The 14,684-nt window shown below is 68.5% G+C and carries 14 protein-coding genes; 4 read left to right on the top strand and 10 right to left on the bottom strand.

Going from position 1 to position 14,684, the window contains the following annotated elements:
- Positions 1–47: 47 nt before the first annotated feature.
- The 3 genes from gcvPA (at position 48) to BW981_RS03955 (ending at position 4,445) form a co-directional block, all read left to right on the top strand.
- Positions 48–1,388, top strand: coding sequence for an aminomethyl-transferring glycine dehydrogenase subunit GcvPA (gcvPA, locus tag BW981_RS03965; protein WP_076436355.1), 1,341 nt, complete (start codon positions 48–50; stop codon positions 1,386–1,388).
- Complete coding sequence (gene gcvPB, locus BW981_RS03960; protein WP_076436353.1) at positions 1,388–2,962, top strand: aminomethyl-transferring glycine dehydrogenase subunit GcvPB; 1,575 nt, start codon at positions 1,388–1,390, stop codon at positions 2,960–2,962. Before gcvPA ends, gcvPB begins: the two co-directional genes overlap by 1 nt.
- Positions 2,963–3,200: 238 nt before the next feature.
- Positions 3,201–4,445, top strand: a complete 1,245-nt coding sequence (locus tag BW981_RS03955; protein ID WP_076436351.1) for a L,D-transpeptidase family protein — start codon at positions 3,201–3,203, stop codon at positions 4,443–4,445.
- A gap of 4 nt (positions 4,446–4,449) precedes the next feature.
- Here the strand turns inward: BW981_RS03955 and BW981_RS03950 are convergent, their stop codons facing one another.
- The 9 genes from BW981_RS03950 to BW981_RS03910 form a co-directional block, all read right to left on the bottom strand.
- Entirely contained in the window at positions 4,450–5,247 is a 798-nt protein-coding gene (locus BW981_RS03950) for a dienelactone hydrolase family protein (RefSeq protein ID WP_076436827.1), read from the bottom strand.
- Between the two features lie 139 nt (positions 5,248–5,386).
- A complete protein-coding gene (locus BW981_RS03945) occupies positions 5,387–5,863 on the bottom strand; it encodes a F0F1 ATP synthase subunit B family protein (protein WP_076436350.1) in 477 nt (158 codons plus the stop codon).
- Between the two features lie 11 nt (positions 5,864–5,874).
- Entirely contained in the window at positions 5,875–6,489 is a 615-nt protein-coding gene (locus BW981_RS03940; protein WP_083712126.1) for a F0F1 ATP synthase subunit B family protein, read from the bottom strand.
- Between the two features lie 91 nt (positions 6,490–6,580).
- Positions 6,581–6,808, bottom strand: a complete 228-nt coding sequence (locus BW981_RS03935; protein WP_038360954.1) for a F0F1 ATP synthase subunit C — start codon at positions 6,806–6,808, stop codon at positions 6,581–6,583.
- Positions 6,809–6,871: 63 nt separating this feature from the next.
- Positions 6,872–7,636 carry a F0F1 ATP synthase subunit A gene (locus tag BW981_RS03930; protein ID WP_076436348.1) on the bottom strand — a complete coding sequence of 255 codons (765 nt, stop codon included), beginning with the start codon at positions 7,634–7,636 and terminating at the stop codon, positions 6,872–6,874.
- A 45-nt stretch (positions 7,637–7,681) separates the two neighbouring features.
- Positions 7,682–8,032: an AtpZ/AtpI family protein gene (locus BW981_RS03925; protein ID WP_076436346.1), complete on the bottom strand. Its 351-nt coding sequence runs from the start codon at positions 8,030–8,032 to the stop codon at positions 7,682–7,684.
- A gap of 348 nt (positions 8,033–8,380) precedes the next feature.
- Positions 8,381–11,833, bottom strand: coding sequence for a chromosome segregation protein SMC (gene smc, locus BW981_RS03920; RefSeq protein WP_076436344.1), 3,453 nt, complete (start codon positions 11,831–11,833; stop codon positions 8,381–8,383).
- Positions 11,834–11,932: 99 nt separating this feature from the next.
- A complete protein-coding gene (locus BW981_RS03915) occupies positions 11,933–12,562 on the bottom strand; it encodes a DsbA family protein (protein ID WP_076436343.1) in 630 nt (209 codons plus the stop codon).
- A 94-nt stretch (positions 12,563–12,656) separates the two neighbouring features.
- Positions 12,657–13,163, bottom strand: a complete 507-nt coding sequence (locus tag BW981_RS03910; protein ID WP_076436341.1) for a DUF721 domain-containing protein — start codon at positions 13,161–13,163, stop codon at positions 12,657–12,659.
- 78 nt (positions 13,164–13,241) lie between these two features.
- Between BW981_RS03910 and BW981_RS03905 the strand changes: the two genes are divergently transcribed.
- Positions 13,242–13,829 (top strand): hypothetical protein, encoded by a 588-nt coding sequence (locus BW981_RS03905; RefSeq protein WP_139333599.1) that lies wholly within the window; start codon positions 13,242–13,244, stop codon positions 13,827–13,829.
- Between the two features lie 16 nt (positions 13,830–13,845).
- On the opposite strand, the gene BW981_RS03900 is transcribed toward BW981_RS03905, so the two are convergent.
- Positions 13,846–14,586 carry an SDR family oxidoreductase gene (locus tag BW981_RS03900; RefSeq protein WP_076436338.1) on the bottom strand — a complete coding sequence of 247 codons (741 nt, stop codon included), beginning with the start codon at positions 14,584–14,586 and terminating at the stop codon, positions 13,846–13,848.
- Positions 14,587–14,684: the final 98 nt, after the last annotated feature.

The following is a 14,684-nucleotide window of genomic DNA, read 5'->3' as shown; positions in this document are numbered from 1 at the left end:
GAGATGCTCGGGTCGAGCCCGAGAATGATGCCATTCGAGGACCGCCCATGCGCTATCTCCCGCTCACAGAAGCCGACCGCGAGGACATGCTCGCGCGTATCGGCGTCTCCGATATCGATGCCCTGTTCTCCGACGTGCCGGCCGACAAGCTGCTGAAGGCACCGGTCGATCTGCCGCGCGCGAGGGGCGAGCTGGAGGTCGAGCGCATTCTCGGCCGGATGGCGGGGCGCAACACCGCGGCCGCTTCCGTCCCGTTCTTCTGCGGCGCCGGCGCCTACAAGCACCATGTCCCGGCGACGGTGGACCACCTGATCCAGCGCTCGGAGTTCCTGACCAGCTACACGCCCTACCAGCCTGAGATCGCCCAGGGCACGCTGCAATATCTCTTCGAGTTCCAGACGCAGGTCGCGGCCCTGACCGGCATGGAGGTGGCCAACGCCTCGATGTATGACGGCTCGACCGGCACCGGCGAGGCCGTTCTGATGGCCCATCGCGTCACGAGGCGCAGCAAGGCCGTGCTCTCGGGGGGCTTGCATCCGCACTATGTCGAGGTGGTGAAGACCCTTTCGGAGATGGCCAATGACGAGGTCGTGGCGCTGGCACCCGACGTCTCGGCTTCGGAAGACATCCTCTCCCAGATCGACGACCAGACCTCCTGCGTCGTCGTCCAGTCGCCCGATGTCTTCGGCAATCTGCGCGACCTGAAGCCCATCGCCGAAAAGGCCCACGCCCATGGCGCGCTGCTGATCGCCGTTTTCACCGAGGTTGTCTCGCTCGGCGCCGTCGTGCCGCCGGGCGCGCAGGATGCCGACATCGTGGTCGGCGAGGGCCAGTCGATCGGCAACGCCCTGAACTTCGGCGGCCCCTATGTCGGCCTCTTCGCCGCCAAGTCGAAATATATCCGCCAGATGCCGGGCCGGCTCTGTGGCGAGACGGTCGATTCGACCGGCCAGCGCGGCTTCGTTCTGACGCTCTCGACCCGCGAGCAGCATATCCGCCGCGACAAGGCGACCTCGAACATCTGCACCAATTCGGGCCTCTGCGTGCTGGCCTTCACCATCCACATGACGCTGCTGGGGCAAGCCGGCCTGACCCGCCTTGCCGAGGTCAATCATGCCAATGCCGTGAAGCTGGCGGATGCGCTGGCGGGCGTGAAGGGCGTCTCGGTGCTCAACGAGACCTTCTTCAACGAGTTCACGGTGAAGCTCGCCAGGCCTGCGGCGGAGGTGGTCGAAGCGCTCGCGCAGAAGGGCATCCTCGCTGGCGTGCCGGTCTCGCGCCTGCTGCCGAAGGCGGGCCTCGACGACCTGCTGCTGGTCGCCTCCACCGAAGTGAATAGCGATGATGACCGGGCGGCCTTCGTGGCGGCGCTCGCGGAGGTGCTGTGATGCTGAATCGTCAGGGACGTCCCACCCAGGCCGGCGCCGCCTCGCATGAGGATCACGCCACCTTCACCGGCAACAAGGCCCTGCAGCAGGTCGAGCCGCTGATCTTCGAGATCGGCCGCACCGAGACAACCGGCGTCGATATCGAACAGCCGGCGCCGTTCAAGAGCCGCCTCGGCAGCCACGCGCGCCAAAGCGAGCTCGGCCTTCCCGGCCTCTCGGAGCCTGAGGCCATGCGCCATTACGTGCGTCTCAGCCAGAAGAACTACGGCATCGACACCGGGCTTTTCCCGCTCGGCTCCTGCACGATGAAGCACAATGCCCGCCTCAACGAGAAGATGGCGCGGCTGCCGGGCTTCTCCGATGTGCATCCCCTCCAGCCGCTCTCGACCGTGCCGGGCGCGCTGGAACTGATGCTGGAACTCGCCCGTTACCTGATGACGCTGACCGGCATGCCGGCCGTGGCGCTGTCGCCCAAGGCCGGCGCCCATGGCGAGGCCTGCGGCATGATGGCGATCAAGGCCGCCATCGCCGCCAAGGGCGAAGGCGCGACCCGCAATGTCGTGCTCGTTCCCGAATCGGCGCATGGCACCAATCCGGCCACGGCCGCGCTGATCGGCTTCTCGGTGAAGTCGGTGCCGGCCCGTCCGGACGGCACCGTCGCGGTCGAGGACGTCAAGGCTCTGCTGGGTCCCGACATCGCCGCGATCATGCTGACCAACCCGAACACCTGCGGCATCTTCGAGCCGCAGATCGTCGAGATCGCGGCGGCAATGCACGAGGCCGGCGCCTATTTCTACTGCGACGGCGCGAACTTCAACGCCATCGTCGGCAAGGCCAGGCCCGGCGATCTTGGCGTCGACGCCATGCACATCAACCTGCACAAGACCTTCTCGACGCCTCATGGCGGTGGCGGTCCCGGTGCAGGCCCGGTCGTGCTGTCGGAGCGTCTGGCGCCCTTCGCGCCGGTGCCCTTCATCCATGTCGAGGACGGCAAGCCGCATCTCATCGAGACGCGCGCGGAAGCCCCGGAAGGCAACCAGCCCTTCGGCCGCATGACCGCCTTCCACGGCCAGATGGGCATGTATGTGCGCGCGCTCGCCTACATGCTGAGCCACGGTTCCGACGGCATGAAGCAGGCCTCCGAGGATGCGGTGCTGAACGCCAACTACATCCGCGCCGGCCTCGCCGACCTGATGTCGCTGCCCTTCCCCGACCACCCCTCGATGCATGAGGCGTTGTTCGACGATTCCTGGCTCAAGGGAACGGGCGTTTCGACGCTCGATTTCGCCAAGGCGATGATCGACGAAGGCTACCACCCGATGACGGTGTATTTCCCTCTGGTCGTCCATGGCGCCATGCTGATCGAGCCGACCGAGTCGGAATCCAAGGCCGCGCTCGACCTCTTCATCGCGACGCTGCGCGACCTCGCCATGGCCGCCAAGGGCAATGACAAGGAGCGCTTCACCGGCGCACCGCACCACGCCCCCATCCGCCGCCTCGACGAGACGCGCGCTGCCCGGCAGCCGGTGCTGAAATGGACTGAGGCCCAGCCGGTCAAGGACGCGGCGGAGTAGCAGCGAGAGGGCGTCATTCTCGGGCTTGACCCGAGAATCCCCGCTTGAGGAGGTGCCGGAGCCGCGCCCAATGTGAGATGCTCAGGTCCCGCCCGGGCATGACGGGCGCGCCACGCGCCGTCACCGCTGACGCCCGACGTCAGCATGGTGAAGGGGCCTGCATCGCCTTAAGCATTCCTTGACCATGTAGGCTGAATGATCGCCTTCGTGCCGCCTTGTGCGGCTCGGGGGTTGTTCGATGTTCCTGCGTAACGCCATCCTCGCGACGGCGGCATTTGCCGCCCTTTCGGCGCTTCCCGCACGCGCCAACGAGCCGAGCTATGGCCCCAACACCTATGACCGCACGCTCGAGGCGCTGATCGCGCATGAGGACGTCGCCACGCGGGGCGGCTGGCCCAAGGTCCCGGCGGCCGCCACCGCGCTGAAGCCCGACGCCACGGGGCCCGAGGTCGTCGCGCTGAAGCAGCGTCTCGTCGCCAGCGGCGACCTTTCCGTCGAGGCGCTGCAGGGCGATGTCTATGACGCCAGCGTCGTCGAGGCTGTGAAGCGCTTCCAGCGCCGCCACGGCCTGTCCGAGCTCGGCACCGTCGGGCGCCTGACGTTGAAGGCGATGAACACGCCGGTCGAGATGCGCCTGAACCAGCTCACCGCCACGCTGGAGCGGCTCAAGGGCAACGGCTTCAACTTCGCCCATCGCTATGTCGTGGTGAACATTCCCGGCGCCAGCGTCGAGGCGGTCGAGGACGGGCAGGTCAAGGAGCGCCATCTGGCGATCGTCGGACGGCCGGACCGGCCCTCGCCGGTGATCCAGGCCAATATCACCTCGGTCAACCTCAATCCCTATTGGACGGTGCCGATGTCGATCGTGAAGGCCGACATCATCCCGCATATGCGCAAGGATCCGGGCTTCATCGCCAAGTCGAACATGAAGCTCCTGGGTGCCGAGAACAAGGAGATCGACCCGGCGAGTGTCAATTGGGCGACGCTGAAGAGCCCCTATTTTTACGTGCGGCAGGAGCCGGGCCCAACCAATTCGCTGGGCCAGCTCAAGATCGACATGCCCAACGGCGACGCGGTCTATATGCACGACACGCCGAAGAAGACGCTGTTCAAGAACGATATCCGCTTCAACTCCTCCGGCTGCGCCCGCATCGAGGGCGTGCGTGAATTGGCCGCCTGGCTGCTGGAGGGGACGGAGTGGACGGTCCCGGCGATCGACGCCGAGATCGCCAAGGGCGAGCGCAAGAATATCGCGCTGAAGAAGTCCGTGCCGGTGGCCTGGGTCTATCTCACCGCCTGGCAGGGTGCGGACGGGCAGGTCCAGTTCCGCGATGACATCTACGGGCTCGACACGCCGCAGGGCATCGTCACCTCGACGATCCAGGCGCGCAAGCCGAGGCCCAAGGCGGCGGTCGTGCCGCCGGCTAGGCCGGTGACGACGGCCGGCGACGGACCAATGCCGGCGGCGACGATCCGCAACTGAGCGCTCAGGGCGTCTTGAGGATCGCCATGACCGCCGCGATCGCCTTTGCGCGGGCTTCCGGGTCGCTGCCGATCGTCACCATGCCGTCCGGGCGCTGCGAATAGGCCGCCTTGCGCTCCCGCAAGGGCAGGTTCGGATGGTCGAAGTCGTGATAGGCGCCGGGAAAGCCGACGAAGCGCGCGCCGCTGCGCTGCGCCAGCTCCTGGCATGGCGGCGCCGGCGTCCAATCATCCGCAAGGCCCTGAAAGATCGCCGTGTCGGTCTGCGGCCGCCAGTCGCGCTTCAGCAGAACGCGGCAGCCGGGATAGAAGGCGATGACATGGCGCAGGCGCCGGGCCTCGCGATCGCCAGCGATGCGCAGCGCCGTCGAGCCGCCATTCGACCAACCGATGACACTGACGCGTTTGGGATCAGCGAATCCCTGTCCCTCGAGCCAGTCGAGGGCGGCGAAGGCGTCCCTGGTGCGGCCGGCCGGAGTCAGCGAACGCTCGCGGCTGTTGCAGAGTGCCTTGATGCCACGCGGGCCGAAGCTGTCGACCAGCAGTACCGCGAAGCCGGCTGCGGTCAGACGCCGCGACCAGTCGGTCTCGCGCGGGCCGATCTCCCCCGTGCGGGTAGAGAGCCCGGCGCAGCCATGCAGCCCGATCACCACGGGGGAGGGGCCGGGAGCGGCCGGCCGCGACAGCCATCCGGCGAGTTCGCCGCCGTCGCGAGAGGGAAACGAGACCTTTTCGGAGGCCAGGGCTCCGCCGCAGGACAGGCAGGAGAGGATAGCGGCGAGCCGGACAGCCCGGTGGAGCATGGTCGTCACGTCGGTCTCCTTCGCGGACGAAAGAACTGCCCGCGGGCCGCCATCGGGAGCGTGGATTGCGGCGGAAGACGGGCAAAGAAAAAGCCGCCCCGTCGGGGCGGCCTGATCATCGTCTCGAGGGCGGGCGGGCTCAGTTGAGCTTGGCGCGGACCTCGTTCAGCCCGGATGCGAAGGCGGCGTCGCCGGCCTGTCCGGCCATCTGGCCGCGCAGGATCGTTTCGGCGGCCTTGGTGGCGGCTTCGGCGGCCGCGGCGCGGACCTCGGCCTCGGCCTGGCTCTCGGCCTGCGCGATCTTCTCTTCCGCGGCCTTGGTGCGGCGGGCGACGAAATCGGCGAGCTTGCCCTCGGCTTCCGCCGCGAGGCGCTTGGCCTCCTCATTGGCGGAGGAGACGATCTCGGCCGCCTCGGCCTCGGCCGCCTTGCGCTTGGCGTCGTATTCGGCCAGCAGCTTTTCCGCCTCCTGGCGCAGGCGCCGGGCTTCGGCGAGTTCCTGCGCGACGCGCTCGCCGCGGGCGTCGAGCGCCTTAACGATCGCCTTCGGCACGCCGAATTTCACCAGAATGGCGAGGAAGATGACGAGGGCGACACCGACCCAGAAAGTATCCATGGAGCCTCTCCTCAGCCGCGATTGAGCGTTTGGTCGACCGCGGCGGTCGCCTCGGCCGGGCTCGGAGCCTGTCCGGTCAGCTTGGTGACGATCGCAACCGCGATGTCGCTGCCGAGATCGCGCACATTGCTCATCGCGCCGGACTTGGTCTGGGCGATGGCCGCCTCGGCCTGCGCCATCTTGGCGGCGAGTTCGGCCTCGGTGGCGTGGCGCTGGGCGTCGCTCGCCTTGGCGCCGGCCTCGCGGGCGGCCTGGGCGATGCCCTGGGCGTTCTTGCGGGCCTCGGCCAGAGCCTTCTCATAGGCCTGCGCCATCTCCTCGGCCTTCGCCTGCATGGCGTTGGCCTTGTCGAGATCGCTGCTGATCTTGCCGGCGCGCTCCTCGATGATCTCGCCGACGCGCGGCAGCGCGATCGTCGACATCAGCCAGTAGAGAGCGGCGAAGGTAATGGCCAGCCAGAACAGGTTGCTGGCGAAATGGGTGGGGTCGAACGGCGGGAAGGATGCGCCTTCGCCGCTTTCGCCATGCGGGGCGGCAGCCTGCGCCGCGCCTGCCAGCAGAGTGGCGAGGCAGGCGAGGGCGGGCGCCCATCCATGTCGCACGAACCCTGAAGAACGAACCGGCATGAGGTGCCTTTCAGCGCGGAAAACAGGAAGGAGCCGCGCCAGCCGGATTAATCTGGCCGGCGCGACTTGGGCGTGGTGGTCGCGCGAGGCGTCAGACCACGAAGAGCAGGACGAGCGCCACGACGAACGCGAAGATGCCCAGACCTTCGGCGAGCGCCGCGCCGATGAAGGCGCGCGGGAACTGGCCGTCGGCCGCCGACGGGTTGCGCAGGGCGCCGGAGAGGAAGTTGCCGAAGATGGTGCCGACGCCGATGGCGGCGAGGCCCATGCCGAGCGAGGCGAGGCCGGCGCCGATGAACTTGGCTGCAACAGGATCCATGGTCTTATCTCCAGTGTGGAACGTTTTGGAAGGGTGGGATGAACTCTCGCGAGCGCTGCGGACTCAGTGGCCGGGATGCAGCGCGTCGTTGAGATAGACGCAGGTCAGGATCGCGAAGACATAGGCCTGCAGGAACGCGACGAGGAATTCGAGCGCCGTCAGCGCGACCGCCAGCAGCAGCGGCAGCGGCGCGATCGCGTAGTTGAGCGCGGCGCCCGAGCCCAGCAGCACGACAACGAAGCCGCCGAAGACCTTGAGCGCGATATGGCCGGCGAGCATGTTGCCGAACAGACGAAGGCTCAGCGACACCGGGCGCGACATGAACGAGACGGCCTCGATCAGCACCATGAAGGGCAGCAGCCAGCCGGGCACGCCAGAGGGCACGAACAGGCCGAAGAAATGGGTGCCGTGCTTGACGATGCCGTAGACCAGCACGACGGCCATCACCAGCACGGCGAAGGCGGCGGTGACGATGATCTGGCTGGTGACGGTGAAGGAGCCCGGCAGCATGCCGAGCATGTTGCTGGCCAGCACGAACATGAAGAGCGAGAAGACGAAGGGGAAGAACTTCATGCCTTCGCGGCCCATCACGCCCGTCAGCGTCTGGGCGACGAACTCGTAGATCATCTCGGCGAGCGACTGCAGCCGGCCGGGCACGACCGAGCGCTGGCTCGAACCGTAGATCATGATCGCGGAGACGACCGCGAGCACGATCACCATCCACAGCGACGTGTTGGTGAAGGACAGGTTGAGGCCGAACAGCTTCAGTTCCACGATCGGGTGGATCTGGAATTGGTGGATCGGATCGATACCGCCGCCGGCCGCCATGCTCTCGTCCCTTGCCGCGCGGCCGCAAGAGGGCCGCCCTTGTACTCAGTGGTTCTTCGGCGTCTTGCCAGACCCGGAGGTCGGGCGCGAGCCGAGCCGATAGACGGACCGGAAGCCGGCGATGGTTCCAATCGCCAGGAAGGCGATCAGCAGGAACGGGGACGTTCCAAGCCACCGGTCGCCGAAGTACCCGATCAGGGCACCCGCGATGACACCGCCTGCCAGATCCGTCGCGGCGCGAAAACCCGAGGACATCGCGCCTGCGAGCGCCTTGTCATCCCCAACCGGGCCCGCGCCCGGCTTTTCGGTTTCCTCGGCCCGCCGCAAAGCGGACTTCAGGGAACCCAGTCTTGCGCGCAACTCCGAATCTGAGGCGTTGGGATCGGGTTCGGACATGGTTTCGTCTCCGTCATCACCGTGGAAGCGCCACGATCCGGCGAAAAACCAGTGTAACCTCGTCCAAACCCGCGCATCGAGCCGTCGTCAGCACGGCCTCCTTTATTGGCAGCCCCCCGCGCTGTCAAGGCAGGGGAGGAAGGCTTAAGTCTTTGGAATGGCTGCAAATTCGGGTCAGATGCGACATTCTTGCCGCAATGCGGGGGCGATTGTGGCATTTTTTCAGCGGCTTATCGCGCTGTCGTTCCCGGGCGCAGCCAAGCGCAGGACCCGAGAATCCCGGGCGGGGAATACGAGGCCGCTCGTCGCGAGATGCTCGGGTCGAGCCCGAGCATGACCTAGCTCGTCCTACACTGCCTCGCGAATGCGCTCCGCCGTGGAAAGATCGACCGAGACCATCTGGCTGACGCCGCGCTCTGCCATGGTCACGCCGAACAGGCGTTCCATCCGCGCCATGGTGATGGGATTATGCGTGATCAGGATGAAGCGGGTGCTTGTGTTGCGCGCCATGTCGGCGAGCAGGTCGCAGTAGCGCTCGACATTCGCGTCGTCGAGCGGGGCGTCGACCTCGTCGAGCACGCAGATCGGCGACGGGTTGGTCAGGAACACCGCGAAGATCAGGGCCGTGGCCGTCAAGGCCTGCTCTCCGCCGGAGAGCAAGGTCATCACCTGCGGTTTCTTGCCAGGCGGGCGGGCGAAGATCTCCAGCCCCGCTTCCAGCGGATCCTCGGAGTCGACCAGCCGAAGTTCCGCCTCGCCGCCGCCGAAGAGCACGCCGAAGAGCCGCTGGAAATGCCCGTTGACGATCTCGAAGGCGGCGGTGAGCCGCTCTCGCCCCTCGCGGTTGAGCGCCCCGATCGCCTGGCGCAGCCGCCGGATCGCCTCGGTCAGGTCGTCGCGCTCGGTCGCAAGGCCCTCGCGCTTCCCCTTCACCTCGACGAGTTCATCCTCGGCCCGCAGATTGACCGCGCCCAGCCGTTCGCGCTCGGCCTTGAGATGGGCGAGCCGCCGCTCGATCGCATCTGCATCGGGCAACCCATCGCCAGGCTTGGTGCCGGCGATGGCGTGCAGCCCTTCGACGCCGGTTTCCAGCCCGTCCTCGATCTGGCGGACGACATCGGTGACGCGCTGGCGCGCGGCCTCCTGCCGCGCCTCGGCTGCCGCGCGCGTCTCGCGGGCTCCCGACAGGGCTTCGAACGCGATCCGGGCCTGACGGTCGCTCTCGGCCAGCGCCACCTCGCCGCTGGCGAGCCGGTCCGCCGCTGCGCGTCGCCCCGCCTCGGCCTGCTCGATTTCGGCGGTCAACCGGCGCTTCTCGCTCAGAAAGGTGTCCGGCGAATCGAGCAGCGCCTGCCGTTCGGCACTCGCCGCGGCAATCCGCTCGCGGCCTTGGCTCGCGGCCAGCAGGCTCGCTGCGGCGCGTTTGGTCCAGGCCGCGATATCGGCGGCAATGCTCTCCTGGCGCCGGGCTCGCAGCTCCGCCTCCCGCGCCAGGGTCTGCTGGCGGGCCCGGGCATCGGAGGCGGCAGCGCGTCTCTCGCCAAGCGCCGCGCGGGCCTCGAGCAGGGTCATCTCGAGCGCGGCGGCCACAGGCAGCGCCGTCATCGCCGCCTCCTGCTCGCGCCTCTGGCCGGCCGCCTCCATGGCGGCCCGCTCGGCCGCGGCAATCGCTTCTGACAGCCCGGAAAGCCGCGCGGCGGTCTCGGCCGCCTTCCGCTCGGCCTGCGCCAGCGCCTCGCGGCTCCGGTCGAATCTCTGCCGCGCCTGGCGCGCGTCCTCGATCTGGCTAGCCTCCGCCTTCGCCGCTTCGCGCGTCGCGGAAGCCGCGGCGTCCAGCGTGGAACGCGCCGCCTCGGCGAGCGCGCGCGCAGCCTCAGCCGCGCGCGCCAGCTCGTCGAGGCGGTTTGTCTCGGCGAGCCGCCGGGCGGCGGGGGAGGGCGCATCGGCTGCGCTGGTGAAGCCGTCCCAGCGCCAGAGATCGCCTTCGCGCGAAACCAGGATCTGGCCGGGCTCCAGCAGGGGGGCCATGGCGGCACCGGCCTCGCGCGCCACGATGCCGGTTTGGGCGAGGCGCCGGCGGATGGCCGCCGGACCTTCGACATGCAGCAGGAGCGGCTCGGCGCCGGCGGGCAGCGCCGGGTCATTGGCTGCGGGCGTCTCGCGCCAATGCGCGGGCGCCGCTATATCGGCCGAGGCGTCGAGATCCTCTCCCAGAGCGGCGCCGAGCGCGACCTCGAAGCCGCGCGCCACCCGGATCGCGTCGAGAATCGGCGGCCAGCGGCCCTCAGTGGCCGGCGCGAGCAGCTTGCGCAGCGTCGTAGCCTCGGTTTCCAGTTTCTGCGCCTTGCGTTCCGCCTCCGCCAGAGGCACGCGCAGGCGGCTTTCCTGGTCCCGGGCCGTCGCCAGCCTCGCGCGTGCGGCACCAGCCTGCGCCTCTGCTTCGCGGGACGCCGCTTCGGCCTCCCCCAGCGCCGTCCGCAACGCGCCGAGTCCGGTGCCGGCGCCCGCGGCATCGAGCGCCGCCCGGTCGCGCTTCAGCCTGTCCTGTTCGAGGGCGGCGCGCTCCTCCCGCCCACGCGCGCTTCGCAGCGCCTGCTCGAGCGCGCCGCGCCGTGCCGACAGTTCGGCCAGGGCCGCCTGTGCGGCGGCATGAGCCGCCTCCGCAGCGGCGAGCGCGTCTTCGGCGCTGCGCACGGCGAGCGCCGCAGCCTCGGCACCGTTGCCCACCTGAGCGCCTTCTTGATGCAGCGCGGCGTCCTCCGCCTGCAGGCGGGCGAGACTCTCCTGCGCGTCGCGGCCGATACCGTCCTGACGGGCGAGGTCGGCTTCGAGCTCCGCAAGGCGCTTGCCCAGTTCCTCGGCGCGCTGCCTGGCGCGGCGATTCTCCGCCTCCAGCTCGTCGAGCCCCCGCTTCAGCCGGACCAACGCAGCGGCCGCTGCCGCTTCCTCGTCTCGCAGCGCCGGCATGGCATGGGCGGCGATGGCCTGCATCTTCGCCGCCTCGGCCTGGACGCCGGTCGCATCGGCGACGAGCCGGACAGCCTCCTCCAGCGCCCGCGAGGCCTGTGCCTCCTGCGCGCGCGCCTCATGCAGCGCGAGCAGTGCGAGCACGGCCTCTGCACGGCGAATGTCGGAGGCGAGGCTGCGATAGCGCGAGGCCTGCCGCGCCTGCCGGTGCAGCGCCTCGATCTGCCCGTCGATCTCGCCGAGAACGTCTTCCAGCCTCGTAAGGTTGTCTTCCGCGCCGCGCAGCCGAAGTTCCGCTTCATGGCGGCGGCTGTGCAGGCCTGCGATGCCGGCCGCGTCCTCCAGGATGCGCCGGCGCGATTGCGGCTTGGCCGAGATGATCTCGCTGATCTGGCCCTGTCGCACCAGCGCGGGCGAGCGAGCCCCGGTCGCGGCATCGGCAAAGAGGAGTTGCACGTCCTTGGCGCGAACCTCCTTGCCGTTGACGCGATAGGTCGAGCCCTCCTCGCGCTCGATCCGGCGCGTCACCTCGAGCACATCGGTCTCGTTGAAGGCGGCCGGTGCCCTGCGGTCGCTGTTGTCGAGGGTGAGGGCGACCTCGGCCATGTTGCGGGCGGGGCGCTCGCCGGAGCCGCCGAAGATGACGTCGTCCATCCCCGCGCCGCGCATGTTCTTGAACGAGCTTTCGCCCATCACCCAGCGCAGCGCTTCGACGAGGTTGGACTTGCCGCAGCCATTGGGACCGACGATGCCGGTCAGCCCCGGCTCGATCGGGAATTCCGTCGGCTCGACGAAGGTCTTGAAGCCGGTGAGTCTCAGGCGCGTCAGCTGCATCGGCGCACCCTCTCTTCGTCCGCGCCCCTCATGCCCGAGCGGCGCGGCTGCGAACCGCCCGGAGTGACGGCGATCTCGGAACGGACGCTGGCGCGCCGCTCACTTCGCCAGGAGCGGCTCCAGGAGCTTGTCGAACTCGGCGATCGAGATGGCACCCGGAACCTTCTGGCCGTTGACGAAGAAGGTCGGCGTCGAGTCCACACCGGCCTTGGCCGCGCCGTCCTTCACCTTGTTGATGGCGTCATAGATGTCCTGCCTTTTCAAGCAGGCTTCGAAGGATTCCTGGGTGTAGCCCGCCTGCTTCACCAGCGACGAGAGAGCGTCGACCGGCTTGTCGACGAAGGCCCAGTTCTTCTGCTGCGAAAAGAGCAGGTCCGTCATCGGGACGTATTTGTCGTTGCCGTTGCAGCGCGCCAGCATGAAGCCGGCCGTGGCGAGCGGGTCGAGCGGGAATTCGCGCAGCGTGAAGCGGATCTTGCCCGTGTCGATGTACTTCTTCTTCAGCTCGGGCCAGGTCGTCTCGTGGAAATGCGCGCAGTGCGAGCAGGTCAGCGAAGCGTATTCGATCACGGTGACCTTGGCGTCTGCGGGGCCGAGCCAGACATCCCCGAGCGGGCCGGCATCGGGCAGCTTCGTCTGCGCCTGGACAGGGCCGATCAACTCGGCGCCCAGCAGCGTGGCGGCCGCGATCCCGGCTGCGCCGGTCAGGAGCTGTCGCCTGTTCGTCATCGTGAAAGGTCCTCGAGAAGGAGCAAAGATCGGATCGGCAGCTATAGAGGCCGTTCGATTGTGGCAAGAGCGCATCGCGCCGCGCGGGCGTAGCTCACGAAGCCGTGTCGGGGCCGGCGGGACTGCCGTGTCTCGCCCGCAGCGCGACCGCCTTGCCCAGACGCGCCAGCGCCTCTCGCAGGCCCTCGTCCTCCACGGTCGCGACCTGCCGGTCCACGGCGGCCGCGGCTTCCGCATCGAGCTTCGGCAACGGGCGGGGCATCCCAAGGGTGGCGACAGGTCCCTGTTTCAGCACCAGCTTGCCGACGGCGCGCCAGCCCAGATGCGTGTTGACGCGCTCGACCACCAGAGGCCCGAGCTGTTGCATCTCCAGTGCGAAGGCACCCTCGACGCGCACCACCAGCGTCGCCGGGTCGGCCGGCTCCCCGGGAGCGGGGCGCCGTTTCGGCCAGTCGATCTTGAGCGGGCGCGTGCGCGCGGCCAGCCGTTCGCCGACGATCTCCGGCCAGAGCGAGACGATGGAACGGCCGGCGAAACCCTGCGCGGCCAGCGCTGGCGCGATGCAATCCTCGATCAGTTCGGCAAGCGGCTTGGCAACCATGGCGCCATTGTCCGCCGCCCGGCCCCTTCTTACAAGATCGATCTCGCCGGGGCGTCGGCAGGATCGGGGGGGATCGAGATGCGTGAAATGCTTGCGGCGGTTTGCGCCGTCATGCTCGTCGCTGTTCCGGCGGCGGCCGTCGAGATCTCTCAGAGGGGGGCGGCGGCGCAGATCAGCGGGCCGATCAAGGACGGCGATCAGTTCAAGCTGCGCGATTTCCTGGCCCGCCCGGAGGCGGCACAGATCCGGACGATCTATCTCGACAGCCCTGGGGGACGCATCGATCCGGCCCGCGAGATGGCGCGCCAGATCCGCGAGAAGGGTTACGCCACCGCAGTGGATGCAAGCCGCGGACGCTGCGAGAGCGCCTGCACCGGCCTCTTCGTGGCCGGGACAAGGCGGCTCTACCTGAACGCCGGTGCCGTGGTCGATGGCGATACCAGGACCAAGCGCGGCCTCGGTTTCCACGAGGGCAACAGCCCGCAGAGCAGCGGCCGCAAGGGCTATTCCGGCACGGCTACGGCCGGCATGGTCAAAATCTACTATGAAATGGGCGTGCCCGGTGCCGCCTCGCTGATCACCAGGTCGAGCTTCGACAGCATGTTCCACATTTCGGGGCAGACGGCGCTGTCGCTGGGGATAGCGACGGCGCTGTCCGGCCCCTGAGTGAGCCTGGCGCCGCTCAGGCGTTGGCGCCGCCGTCGACGGTGATGCCCGTGCCGGTGATCTGCCGCGCACTCGGCCCCGCCAGGAAGGCGACGGCCGCCGCGATATCCTCCGGCTTGCCGTAATGCCCCAGGGCCGAGTTCGCCCGCTGCACGTCGGATTGCGGGCCGTCGGCCGGGTTCATGTCGGTGTCGGTCGAGCCCGGATGCACGAGGTTGACCGTGACGCCGCGCGGCCCGAGCTCCCGCGCCAGCCCGCGGGTGAAGGCGAGAAGCGCCGATTTCGTCATCGAATAGACCGTTACGCCGCCGAACGGGACGCGTTCGGCCAGGCAGGAACCGATCGAGACGATACGCCCGCCCTCCGGCAGATGAGCGATGGCCGCCTGCGAGGCAAGCACGACCGCGCGGATGTTGACGGCCAGAAGCGCATCGATATCGGCCAGGCTCTGTTCCGCGAGCGGGCCTCCCCGGGCGATGCCGGCATTGTTCACCAGGATGTCGAGCCCGCCCAGGCTCCTTGCGGCTTCGTCCACCGACCGTTTCACCGCAGCCGCATCGGCGCTGTCGGCCTGGAGGGCGAAGCCGCGCCGGCCCTTCGCTTCGATGGCCCTCACCACGTCGGCGGCCCTGTCCGCGGAGTGCTCATAGGTGATGGCGACATCGGCGCCCTGCTCGGCGAGGGCCAGTGCAATCGCGGCCCCGATTCCGCGCGAGGCGCCGGTGACGAGCGCGCGCTTGCCAGTGAGATCAGTCATGGTGCTTTCTTTCTGTATCGTTCGATACAAAATTAGCTAGGTCCATTGCCTCCGGGGGTCAAGCGATTTATATAATGACCGATGCAGATATCGGGTGG

Origin of the sequence: Allobosea sp. TND4EK4 (assembly GCF_900156025.1) — a bacterium.
Lineage (GTDB): Bacteria > Pseudomonadota > Alphaproteobacteria > Rhizobiales > Beijerinckiaceae > Allobosea.
Note: the sequence above shows the minus strand (reverse complement) of the source record. Positions and strands in the feature narration are given on the sequence as shown.